Origin of the sequence: Nevskia soli (assembly GCF_903970205.1) — a bacterium.
Classification (GTDB): Bacteria; Acidobacteriota; Terriglobia; order Bryobacterales; family Bryobacteraceae; genus Bog-113.
The window spans coordinates 1-10,934 of sequence record NZ_CAJCHS010000417.1; the positions used below are offsets into that span (position 1 = coordinate 1).

The following is a 10,934-nucleotide window of genomic DNA, read 5'->3' on the forward strand; positions in this document are numbered from 1 at the left end:
GCACTACTCTATTCAGACCGCCGCGCGATGACCCCTTCATAAGGAACCGCTCGTGGCGCACAGACTCGTCCGTGCCGTGTCGAGACTATTCCCGACACCGTCTTTGCGCACGCACTCTCGCGCCCGGTAGTGCCATCATCATCTCATCGTGTCCTTCGCCAGCGAACTCGAGTCGGTGCTGCCGCCCGATCTCCCGGAGCGCGATCGTCTGATTCATCTCGGCGCACGGCATCTGGAGCGGATCGACGAAGCGAACCGGCACTTCAATCTCACCCGCATCGTCACCCCGCGAGACGCCGCGATCAAGCACGTCCTCGATTCCGTTCTCCCCTGGCGCTTCTTCGCCGGCGCCGCCGCGATTCTCGATGCCGGAACGGGCGCCGGATTCCCCGGCATCCCTCTCGCGATCGTCCTCCCCGGCCAACAATTCACCTTAGTCGAATCGATCGGCAAGAAAGCCCGCTTCGTAGCGGAGGCGACTGAAGCTCTTGAACTAACGAACACGACAGTAGTCAACGCCCGCGCCGAAGAATACCTTCGCGAGGCGCCCCCGATCCTGATCACCGGACGCGCGGTTGCGCCGCTTCCCAAAGCCTGCGACTTATTCGGCCCCGCCATCCGCGCCGGTTCGCGAGCCCTACTCTATAAAGGTCGCGACATAGACACCGAAATCGAAGCAGCCACGCCGGAGGCACGCAAACACAAACTGAAGCTAAGCGTGCTAGCTCGGTACGAACTCCCTGAGTCCTCGGGGCTGCGCACGCTAGTGCAGATGTCCTCGCATGTACCATAGACGCATGAAGGCGAAGCTGCTGGTCGCGCTTTTGACGATGTTCGTTGGGCTCCCTGCCGTAGCTCAGTTCGATGCCGCGGAATTCGCCGTAAATTTACTTGCGAGGTATGGGCACGGCAGTCCCCTTACCACGGAGACGCTCGCCCTCGGATCGGGAGTCGAAATCGTCGTTAATTTCGCCGCAAACGGGCATGTCTGCAGCATCCAGCTTCCACCAACAACGCCGGCATTTACCGCCCAGTCAGGAGAGGACGTGCTCACGGAGTTAGTCCCATTAGATATGCGAGGACGAGAACGTGGCCGTCTCTTCGGGGCGACAGGTGCGCCCTCGGTCTCAAGTATCCGGTACGAAAACGTCACCATCTCCGAGTCATGGCAAGGCGAGAGACAAACCGGGACTATCGTGATATTCCCGAAAGAAGAGTGCCCGAATCGTCTTAGTCAGTAGAAGCAACCGAGTGAAAGGTGAACAACCAATGACCTTCGCGATAAGACTAACCGTCGCAATTAGCTTCTTATCGTTAACCCTGGCGGAAGCGCAGACGTTCGGATGGGTAAAGCCTTCTCTATCCTCGATACCTTCGGCCAGATCTGCCTCTGCGCTTGCCTATGATTCGGCCACTGGCTCGGCAGTACTCTTTGGCGGCGAAACCATAGACGGCATCTTCTACGGGGACACCTGGGTCTTTCAGCGAGGCGCGTGGAGTCAGCTTTTCCCCGCGACGTCGCCCCCACCGCGAGGAGGCGCCGCGATGACTTACGATGCGGCCACGGGAACCGTCGTCCTGTTTGGAGGCAACAACATCGTTTCCGGCGATGACCTAAACGACACCTGGACTTGGGATGGCGTTACCTGGACCCAGCAATTCCCACGCCTATCTCCCCCGCCTCGTGATTCAGCAGGATTCGCTTACAACGATGCCGCTCAGACCGTAGTTTTGTTCGGCGGTTCGGGCAATGCCTCCGGCGATGGCGTCGTGATGAAAATGACACCTGGATATGGGACGGGAGAGCGAAGGAGTGGGCGCAGAGGTTTCCGTCGTCGAGTCCATCTCCCCGCCGGACGAGGATGACTTATGACAAAGCCACGCAAACGATTGTTCTGTTCGGTGGCGACATTGAGCAATACGGATGCTGCGATGTCTTTTACGGGGACACTTGGACATGGGACGGGGTAACCTGGACCCAACAGTTTCCGGGCTCGTCGCCGGCCGCGCGAACGCTAAATACGCTGACTTACGACACGGAGATCGGTAAAGCCGTCCTGTTCGGCGGGTACTCTGAGCCGGGCGTCGGTCTAAACGACACGTGGACATGGGACGGCGCCGATTGGACGGAGATACAGACGACCTTTGCGCCGAGCCCACGGTGGGCTCAGGCCGTGGCCTTTTATCCGAAGAGTAAGGGTCTCATCCTGTCCGGAGGCGTTGTCACCGGCTTTACCGCCGTGGCTGACACATGGTTCTTACTCTCCTCGCGGAGATGAAGCCGACTTTGGTTACTGTACGAGAATGTACACAGGTAAACACAGTGAGCGAAACTCTCTCGATCCGGATCGATGCTGCCACGAACACCCGCCTCGATGCGTTGGCAAGGCAATCCAATCGCGCCAAGTCTTTTCTGGCAGCCGAAGCCATCGCCGCATACGTCGAGTCGGAAGAGTGGCAACTGGCCGAAATTCAGGCTGGGCAGTCGGAGTTGGACGCCGGTCCGTTCGTAAGTCACGACCAAGTTTCTCGATGGTTAAAGTCGTGGGGTAAAGGCGGCGAGCTAAAAGTCCCCCGATGAAGGTTGTATGGTCACGGCGAGCAATTGTTCACCTTACGGCTCTCCGGGCGCACCTAGAAAAGGGCTCTGAGCAGCACGCAGCGCGCATCGCGGCACGAATCGTTGCGCGTGAACGCGTGGTACCAGACACGCCTTACATCATTCCGTCCCGTGTGCGCGGCGACCGCTTGGAACTAATGGCCGTATTTTCACGGTCGGCAGAAATGGCCCGCTGAACTCTAGCGTTCTTAGCTCGGCTTTTCTGTATCCCGTTCAAGGATCCGCCGGACATCACGCTTCTGGTGCAGTATTCGGATTATACGGAGAACGTCGACAAACGGGTGTTCTCGCAGCGACGCCACTGTATCCTTAACGGCCTCGCGTCATCAAGCCCAAACCAGAATCCTGCCCGTTCTCCCTTGAAAAGTACTTAGTCGTCCCAAATCGACCCATGGCCCAAATCTTAACCATGGTAGATTCAAGGGTTTGTCATCACACTGACGGGAGTCTTTAATAGAAATGTCGTTTCTCTCAGCCCCGTGGGCGCTCTGGTTACAAGCCGGCGACCCAACGGGGAACGGGCAAGGGTATCTCTTTGCCGTCCTTGGAATCAGCGTTTTCGGCATCATCGTTGCCGCTGCGCTAGGTCGATCTGTCATTCGCCTCGATACCGGAACTGCCCAGATGCGGCACATCTCCGATGCCATCAAACAAGGTGCTGAAGCTTTCATGCGCCGCCAGAACCGAACCATCTTGCTCATGGCCGCCATACTAGCGGTAGTTATCTTCTCCAGCTACTCCGCCGCATCCTCGCTAACCCTAGCCGTTCGCATGACCATCTCCTTTGTCGCCGGCGCCGGATGCTCCATGCTCGCGGGCTTTAGCGGAATGTGGGTCTCCATCCGCGCCAACATCCGCACCGCTTCCGCCGCCCGCGCTTCCCTTAACGCAGCTCTCCAAACTGCCCTGCGCGGAGGCGCCGTCACCGGACTCAGCGTGGTCGGACTGTCCCTCCTGGGAGTCGCCGTCCTGTTCCTACTCTTCGGCGGCCTCGATGACCCCACTCGGATCCCCAGCCAGATCGTCGCTTTCGGTTTCGGCGCTAGTTTCGTCGCACTATTCGCACAACTCGGCGGCGGCATCTACACGAAAGCCGCCGATGTAGGCGCCGACTTAGTCGGTAAAGTCGAAGCCGGCATCCCTGAAGACGACCCGCGCAACCCCGCCGTCATCGCCGATCTGGTGGGCGACAACGTCGGGGATTGCGCAGGCCGCGGCGCGGACCTTTTCGAATCCACCGCCGCTGAAAACATCGGCGCCATCATCCTTGCAGCCGGCCTCTATCCCGCATTCGGCCTCAAAGGGATACTCTTCCCTTTAGTTACCGGAGCCTTCGGTTTACTAGCCTCCATCATCGGCGTCTTCGCTGTAAAAGGCACGGAAGATGGCGACCCGATGCACGCTCTCAACCGCGGTTTCTATGTCACGATCGCCATAGCTACCGCCGGCCTCGCGATCGCCGTCTATCTACTCTTGAACGGCAACTGGAACTTCTTCTTCTCCGGACTCCTCGGCATCGCCGCCAGCATCCTCTTTGTCTTCATTACCCAGTACTACACGGAGGACAAATACCGCCCGGTTCTCGAAATCGCCGATGCCTGCCGCACCGGCGCTGCCACCACCATCATCTCCGGATTCGCCGTCGGTCTCGAATGCGTCGCTCTCCCGATCTTAGTTATCGTTGGGGCTATCCTCGGCTCTTTCTATCTGGGCGAGCACTCCGGTCTGGCCGGTGTCACCCCGCAGGCTGCCGGACTCTTCGGCACCGCCGTAGCTACCATCGGCATGCTTTCCGCCGCAGGCTATATCCTCGCGATGGATACCTTCGGACCTATAACAGACAACGCCGGCGGTATCGTTGAAATGTCCGGCCAGACCGACGCGATCCGCATGCGTACCGACCGCCTGGATGCCGTGGGTAACACCACCAAAGCCCTCACCAAGGGATACGCCGTAGGAAGCGCCGCGCTCGCCGCATTCCTCCTCTTCTCGGCCTACATCGACGAGGTCAAATCCCTCCTAAGACTCCCCCCCGAAGCTGCCTTCCCGATCGATCTGGGCCAGGTGCCGGTTTTCGCCGGAGCTTTGCTGGGCGCGATGCTGGTATTCCTCTTCAGCTCCTTCGCGATCCGCGCCGTAGGCCATTCCGCCCAGACAGTCATTAAGGAAGTGCGCCGCCAATTTGCTAACGACCCCGGCATCATGGCCGGAACCTCGGACCCGGACTACGGCGCGTGCGTCGACATCGTAACGCGCTCCGCCCTGAAAGAAATGATTGTCCCCGGAGTGCTAGCAGTAGCGAGTCCCGTAGCCGTAGGACTGGTCTTCCGCATGTTCCACTTCGGCGCGACCGCGGTAGCCGCGTTCCTCATGGTCGGAACCATCACCGGCGTCCTCATGGCGATGCTAATGAACAACAGCGGCGGCGCCTGGGACAACGCCAAGAAATACATCGAATTAAATCACTTCGGAGGCAAAGGATCGGAAGCGCACAAGGCCGCGGTTGTGGGCGACACGGTCGGCGATCCCTTTAAAGACACCGCCGGCCCTTCGCTCCACGTCCTCATCAAGCTACTCAGCACTATTACTCTGGTAGCCGCTCCGCTCTTCTTGTAATAACTCGCCCGCTTACTGACAAGGTCCGGCAGTATAGCCGATCAGCGTGTCGTTGAGCGCTTTGAACTGCAACTCGTTGCAGGTATTGCCGGTCTTAGTCTTCTGGATCTCGGTGCTCTCTTGGCCGAGGTCGACTCCGGCCGTGTAGTCGATCGTATCTGCCCCGCTGAAGCTATCCGATGTCGATCCGGAAGAGGTTGTAACTCCGTCAGATTGTACAAGCACCGCCAGATTATAGGACTGCTTGTCCGAAACCGTCTCGTCGAAATCTCCGTTCGATGCGGTCACAGCCGTAATCGTCACGTTGAAGGGAAAGGTGTAATCTCGAGTCGTGTTTTCCGTGTTCGAGCCGTCGGTCACCGTCGTTATGGAGTTTACCGTCGTGAGTTGTTGGTACTCGTTCAAGGAATTCGTGTAGGTCTGGAGGTTCCCGTAATCGATGGTTTGACTGATGACCGTCGTTATCGTTCCGTGCGAAGTCTTAACGTACCCTGAAACCGTGAATTGCCGATCGGAAGTGATGGCGATCGTGCCTACCGGGTAACCGCTGGAATTGATTCCGATATTTTCCTGCTCCACGGGATTCGGGCCGCTCCCGATCGTGTTTTCGGTCGTTGCTCCGGTAACCGTCGTCGATCCGTGATCCTCATACACCAGCAGCGTCGCGGTGGCTGCGAAGTACGAATCCGCATTGTATACGCTGAGCGCAACCGTATGGGGCTGCCCGTTGCTCAAGGTTGCGGCGAAGGGAGTCAGGTCCACTCGGTAGGGCTTAAAGTTCAAAGTTTGAACATCCGGAATGGGAAGCCATAAGTTGGGATCCACGCCGCCCGTGTAGATCCAGGGATAGACCGGCGCGACTCCCGCCGGAGTACCGTCGATACTTATCTCCGCTTCCCGGAAAGCCGAGTTACCGCAATCGCCGGGGAAGTCGCTCAGAATATCGTTGGGCACGCAGCTCCACCAGAATTCATCGTTACTCTGGCTTTGCGTGAACACGTCAAGGTAAGCGCGCTCCACGTTAGTCGGCAGCGTGAAGGTTTCGGCAAGCTGCGATGAGGAATTGTTCAACGCGACCGCTCCGCCGGGGCCGTCGGGAAGAGGGTACACGGCATCGGCGACGACCGGTGCTGTAGCGCCCGACGCGACCGGATAGAACTCGAGGGTCGCCGTCCCGGATATGACGCCGGTGTATTCCGAGTTCACTAGATTCCCCAGGTCTACCTCGCCCGGCTGCGTCGTGTTGAACAAGGGCGCGTAGTCGGTCAGGTCCCGGGTCACTTTCCAGGTGGGCCCGAAGGTCGGGTCATCTTCGCGAGTTGTACCGAAGTAGACATTCACGTAGCCGATGGAGATTTCGGCGGTCCGGTCATATTGAATGCCGGGCGTGATCGCGAAGTTGCCGACAAACTGGATCGAGGACCACGGACCGGGGCACGCCGGCGTGTAGGTGAAGTACTGAGCGTTGAAGTTCTCAAACAGATAATTGCTGAAAAGAGTGACTGTGCAGGGGGTACCCTGCGGCGCAGCGTCGGCCCCTTGAAAGTATGAAATCGAGTTAGATCCTCCCGAAGCCCTCGGCACACCCGAGATGGGCTTCGAAATGGCTGCAGGGGGCGCGGCCTGAGTCGCGGTACAGCCGAGAACAACAATAGAATAAACGGCGAATAGATCTCGTCGAGACAAATGAATCGCTCCTGCCAAAGGCGTTGGCTGAGGGCGAGTGTAACACGCGCCCGTCAGCGTGGCCCCAAAGCGCTCCGCTAGCCGTGAGCCGGTGCTAACACCCACTGCTTCTTACAAACAGCGCCGGTCCAAACGCCCGCGCCGCCGCCAGTGCAGTTACTGAGCCGCGACGGCGACGGAGCTGGTGCTCCGGAAAGTTAATCTTCAAACGCCTTTACCCGCGCGGCGCGACCGAACACTTCACCAATCCTCGGTGCGAGGCACGCAACCCGAAGTCCTCTTACTTCCTTAGAACATAAACTTAGCCGCGACTTGGACCAGCCGCGGCGGTAGAGCGCTGACTACCTGGCCGAACGTCGAGCTACTGATGTTTCCGTCGACCGCTTGCGGGCCGAAAAACTGGGCGTGATTGAAAACATTGAACGCTTCCAGTCGCAACTGAAGCGATTGGGACTCGGTGATGCGCAGGTTCTTGAGGAGCGCTATATCGAAGTTTTCCATCCCCGGTCCCGAGAAGTACCTCCGCGAGGCGTTACCAGGGGTGCCCAGCGCGTTCTCGCTGAAGAGGGAGGCATTGAAGTAGGGTTGGCCGTTGCGGGGATTGCGGTTCAAGTCAAGTGCGCCCAAGGTCACGTCCGGTTCATCGACGCCGTAGTTGTTAATTCCGTTCGGTTCCGCGCCAAGTAGGGAGTTATCGCCGTAGTTGACGAGCGTCACCGGGAGACCGCTGCTGAAACGCGTGATTCCCGATAGTTCCCATCCCTGCATCCAGCGGTTATCCGACTTGAACAGCCGGTTGAAAGGAATCCGATAGTTATAACTGACCACGAAATTGTGCCGGATATCGAACGCGGATAGCGCTTTGCTGAGCGACGGATTGAGCGGATTCACCTCTTCGCCCAAATTAGAAGACTGATCGAGAGACTTACTATAGGTGTATGCTGCAAGCAGTTGCAGCGGTCCGCTAGTGTGCTTCAAAGTAACTTGAAGCGAATTATAATTCGAACTGCCGATTGTTGTTTCGGCGGTGTCACTGCCGAACTCAGATCCTAGCGGGCCGCGCGTGCCATTGATCACCTGGCCCGAGGCAGTCGTAAAGACGCCGCTCTCATTGAACGGACCGCAGGGAGTTTGACCGGCCGCCAGGTTTGCCGGATTGTTGAGAGTGAGGCAGAGCGCGGGGTTGCCGGGGTTCGATTCTTCGAGCACCAATAGATGATGTGCCTGATTCCCTACGTAGCTCGCATTCAAAACCGTGTTGTTCCCGAAACCGCGCTCGATCGAGAAGACATAGTTTTCGGTGTAGGGGATCTTGTTGCCCGGCAAGTAGTTAGGGATTCCGCTAATCGGTTCGAATTGCGACCAATCCAGTGTCGTGTCCGGGTGACTTGCCGACGATCCCAACGGCGCCAGTTGCACCGGGAAATACTGTCCTAAGTTCTGCCCGTTCGCGGCCGTGACGAACGGCGTGGTGAACAGCGGCGGCGCCGGGCTGGTATAAGTGGTCCCGTACGGCGCGTTCGCGCTGCTGATCCCGATAGTCAGCGCTTCGATAGCTGTGTAGAACATGCCATAGCTTGCGCGGATGCTAGTCTTACCGGCACCGCCAAGAATTTTGCCGAGCACCGAGTGAGGATCGCCGGAAGGAGCGTAGGCCAGGCCGATCCGGGGCGCGAAGTCGAGATTACCGGGAGGACCGATGGTGCGCGAGACACCGGGGTCGCCGGGAAACACAATGCCCGCGGGAGCGGTCGGGAACACGACCGACTGTTCACCCGGAACGAATGTGGCGAGTTGATTGTACTTCTCATACCAGGGCTCGATACGATCCCAACGGAGACCATAATTCAGCGTGAGGTTTCTGCGTAGGCGCCACTGATCCTGCGCATAGAGCCCCACATATCTGTTACGCCCGTAGAAAGGCTGAAGCTGGCTCTGGTTGTACTGGCTGGAAATGCCCAGCAGATAATCCGCGAAGTCCACACCGGTTTCGCTCCCGAAGAAGCTGAAGCTGCCGTTGAGCTGCGCAATGGGATTTGTGTTTACCTGATCGTAATGAAACTCGGCGCCGACTTTGACCGTATGCGTTCCGAGCACCTTGGAGAAGCCGTCGCGAACCTGAACGGTGTTATTGACCTGCTTGAGCTCATTGGTATTCGTCCCGATGGAGAAGTTATTGAAGACAACGTTCTCGACTCCCTCGGTCTTAGGCGATAAGGCAACAATGCCGGGTGTATCCTGACCGACTACGAAGCCCTGCGACGCCAGGCTGACGCCGACGCCTCCCACGGGTTGACCCAGATCGTTAGCGTCGCGCAATAGGCTGAAGTGAAACTCATTAACGGCTGTGGCGCCCAATGTCTTGGTATCGCCCAGAGCCAGAAGTTGGGCTCGCGCGGAGTTGCGAGCGTTGAAGCCAGGCACGTTCGCGCCGCCCTGAGCGACGGGATACGGATTATTCTGCGACCAGTTATCAATGAAGTAATAAGCCGATAGCATCCCTAACCGGGTAACATCGTCAACGCGGTACGCGCCCTTGTTATCTAGAAGCGATTCGTCCGACGATGAAGTGGAAAATGTTCCGTTAGAGTTATTCGGCGCCGGGATATAACTCATCAGGTTCGCGGCGGGCGCGGACCATGCGCTTCGCGGAATCACGCCGTTCGGCAGCACGCACTGCGCGGAGCTAACACATCCGGAGAAGTAATAAGGTTCACCCGTACTGACCGGATAGCCTAGTTTGGCGGATAACTGGTTCGCCCAATAAGGTCCGCTTACCGTTGTAGGTACGCTGTTGCCATTCTGATCGACCGTGCTGAACGCGCTCGCCAGAGCCGAGAAGTTTCCATTGCGTTCCGCAAGAGATGGAACCGCGATCTGTCCCGTGTCGACTCCCTGCGTTAGTTGAGTCCCCTGATAGTCCGCGAAGAAGAACAGCTGGTTCTTCCGGATCGGACCGCCGACAGTGCCGCCGAACTGGCTCTGGTTGAACGCGCCCCGCGTTGGAGAGAAGTAGTTGCGCGCGTCCAGATCGGTGTTTCGTAGGAACTCGAAGACATCGCCGTGAAAGGCGTTCGATCCCGACTTAGTAACTACGTCGATCTGACCCCCGCTAAACTCCCCGTGTTCGGCGTCGAAACTGCTTGTAAGTATACGGAACTCGGCTATGGAATCGAGATTTGGGATGATCGCCGCGCCCATGTTAACGTCTTCCTCGACGTCGCTGCCGTTCAACACGAAGCTATTGGCGAATTCGCGCTGGCCATTAACCGAGATGGTGCCCGGATTTAAATCGCCCGACGGAGAAAAGGCGCTGACACCGACATCCTGCGTCGTGTCGGATGTAAGTGAAGTAACGGGAACCACCCCGGATTGCAACGACAGCACGTCAGTGTAACTGCGTCCATTCAGCGGCGCCGACGTAAGCTGCTTGGCCGTGATAACTTCACCCATCTGGGTATCGATCGTTTCTACACGCGCCGCGGCGCCGGCGACGGTCACTGTTTCATTCTGTTGGCCGATGGTGAGACGTGCATCCACCACCACCTTGCTGTTGACATCGATGACGACTCCCGTGCGGCGCAGGGGCTGAAAGCCGGCGGCGGTTACTGTAACGTCGTACCGCCCCACCGGAAGACTCTGGAACTGGTAGAACCCTTGCGGGTTGGTGTTGGCGGTCAGGGTCAGCGCTGTCGCGGAGTCGACCGCGACAACGACTGCCTCAGGAACGCTCCGGCCGCCTGGATCGGTAACTGTTCCCAAAAGGCTTCCGCCGCCACTCGCGATCACGCGGGACGCGGCGAAAATCGTGGACATCGTAAGGGTGAGGATGCGGCTTCTAGTTTTAAGTGTCACGTACGTCTGTTCTCCCTCTAAAGTCAGAAGGCGGACGGGCCTCATGCGCCACGCATGCAGCGTCGGCCCTATAATGAGGGGATCGCCAGCCTTCCAGGTTGTCGGTTCATCAGGTCTCCACGGCGTCTTCGCCAAAAGTCATCCGTGGAGACCTGCT

At 58.3% G+C, this 10,934-nt stretch carries 8 protein-coding genes; 6 read left to right on the forward strand and 2 right to left on the reverse strand.

The window, feature by feature from the left end; translation table 11 throughout:
* Positions 1–148 precede the first annotated feature (148 nt).
* The 6 genes from rsmG to H1Y01_RS17870 all read left to right on the forward strand — a co-directional run bounded on the left by rsmG (position 149) and on the right by H1Y01_RS17870 (position 5,236).
* Positions 149–793: a 16S rRNA (guanine(527)-N(7))-methyltransferase RsmG gene (gene rsmG, locus H1Y01_RS17845; protein ID WP_180541938.1), complete on the forward strand. Its 645-nt coding sequence runs from the start codon at positions 149–151 to the stop codon at positions 791–793.
* Positions 794–797: 4 nt separating this feature from the next.
* Positions 798–1,241, forward strand: coding sequence for a hypothetical protein (locus tag H1Y01_RS17850; protein WP_180541940.1), 444 nt, complete (start codon positions 798–800; stop codon positions 1,239–1,241).
* Positions 1,242–1,269: 28 nt separating this feature from the next.
* The gene (locus H1Y01_RS17855) at positions 1,270–1,866 is read left to right on the forward strand and encodes a Kelch repeat-containing protein (RefSeq protein ID WP_180541942.1); all 597 of its coding nucleotides are present in this window, start codon (positions 1,270–1,272) and stop codon (positions 1,864–1,866) included.
* On the forward strand, positions 1,791–2,279 hold the full coding sequence (locus H1Y01_RS17860; RefSeq protein WP_437179972.1) for a Kelch repeat-containing protein: 489 nt from the start codon (positions 1,791–1,793) through the stop codon (positions 2,277–2,279). The genes H1Y01_RS17855 and H1Y01_RS17860 overlap by 76 nt, the downstream gene beginning before the upstream one ends.
* Before the next feature lie 44 nt (positions 2,280–2,323).
* On the forward strand, positions 2,324–2,581 hold the full coding sequence (locus H1Y01_RS17865; RefSeq protein WP_180541946.1) for a CopG family ribbon-helix-helix protein: 258 nt from the start codon (positions 2,324–2,326) through the stop codon (positions 2,579–2,581).
* 498 nt (positions 2,582–3,079) lie between these two features.
* Entirely contained in the window at positions 3,080–5,236 is a 2,157-nt protein-coding gene (locus H1Y01_RS17870; RefSeq protein WP_180541948.1) for a sodium-translocating pyrophosphatase, read from the forward strand.
* A gap of 12 nt (positions 5,237–5,248) precedes the next feature.
* Here the strand turns inward: H1Y01_RS17870 and H1Y01_RS17875 are convergent, their stop codons facing one another.
* Together H1Y01_RS17875 and H1Y01_RS17880 are read right to left on the reverse strand one after the other, a co-directional pair.
* Positions 5,249–6,922 carry a peptide-N4-asparagine amidase gene (locus H1Y01_RS17875; RefSeq protein WP_180541950.1) on the reverse strand — a complete coding sequence of 558 codons (1,674 nt, stop codon included), beginning with the start codon at positions 6,920–6,922 and terminating at the stop codon, positions 5,249–5,251.
* 288 nt (positions 6,923–7,210) lie between these two features.
* Positions 7,211–10,777, reverse strand: a complete 3,567-nt coding sequence (locus tag H1Y01_RS17880) for a TonB-dependent receptor (RefSeq protein ID WP_219341669.1) — start codon at positions 10,775–10,777, stop codon at positions 7,211–7,213.
* Positions 10,778–10,934: the final 157 nt, after the last annotated feature.